1 protein-coding gene is annotated in these 1008 nt (G+C 71.3%); it reads right to left on the bottom strand.

Annotated elements, in window-relative coordinates:
- Window positions 1–22 precede the first annotated feature (22 nt).
- On the bottom strand, window positions 23–1008 hold a 986-nt coding region (locus EHS43_RS45095; RefSeq protein WP_312023483.1), incomplete at its 5' end, for a transketolase C-terminal domain-containing protein.

Consider the following 1008-nt stretch of genomic DNA (forward strand, 5'->3'; position numbering starts at 1 on the left):
GGCAGGGGCAGGTCGACGGCCGTCATGTGGTGCTCCCGTCGGAACTCATGGCGTGGTGGATGGGCTCTCCGGCGAGAGCGCGGAGCACGGCGCGGGCGATCTGTGCCGCGGACAGACCCGCGTTCGCGAGGAGTTGTTCGCGCCGGCCGTGCGGGATGAAGGCGCGCGGCAGTCCCAGCGTGTGGATCGGGGTGGTGATCGCGTTCTCGCGCAGGCTCTGGGCCAAGGTGCTGCCCAGGCCGCCGGTGCGGGAGCTGTCCTCCACGGTGATGACCAGCTGGTGCCGGGCGGCCAGGTCGAGGAGTTCCGGGGCGACGGGTATCGCCCACCGCGGGTCGGCGACAGTCACTCCAGTGCCGCCCTCGGACAGCCGGCCGGCCGCCTGCAGGCACTGGGGCGCCATCGCACCGTAGGAGACCAGGAGGACGTCGCGCGTCCCGGATTCCGAGAGGACATCGACGCCGCCCGCACGGTGTACTGCCTCGATGTTCTGGAGGGCTGTCCCCTTGGGGAAGCGCAGCGCGCTGGGGCCCTCGTCGTAGGCGACCGCTTCATGCAGCTGGGCCCGCAGTTGACCGCTGTCGCGAGGGGCGGCGACACGCATGCCGGGCACCATGCTGAGCAGGGTCGCGTCCCACATGCCGTGGTGGGACGCACCGTCGGGGCCGGTGATGCCGGCCCGGTCCAGGACGAACGTCACCGGCATCCGGTGCAGAGCAACGTCCATGAGGACTTGGTCGGCGGCCCGGGTGAGGAAGGTGGAGTAGAGCGCGACGACGGGGTGGAAGCCGCCCATCGCCAGGCCGGCCGCGGAGGTGACGGCGTGCTGCTCCGCGATGCCCACATCGAAGACCCGCTCGGGATACTTCACCGCCATCGGATACAGGCCGGTGGGACGGAGCATGGAGGCGGTGACGGCGACCAGGTCATGGCGCTCTTCGGCCAGTTCCCGGAGGGCTTCCCCGAAGACGCTGGTCCATGACACGGCGGGGGGCTCAGCGGTGGGGG

The organism is Streptomyces sp. RP5T (assembly GCF_003933965.1).
Classification (GTDB): Bacteria; Actinomycetota; Actinomycetes; order Streptomycetales; family Streptomycetaceae; genus Streptomyces.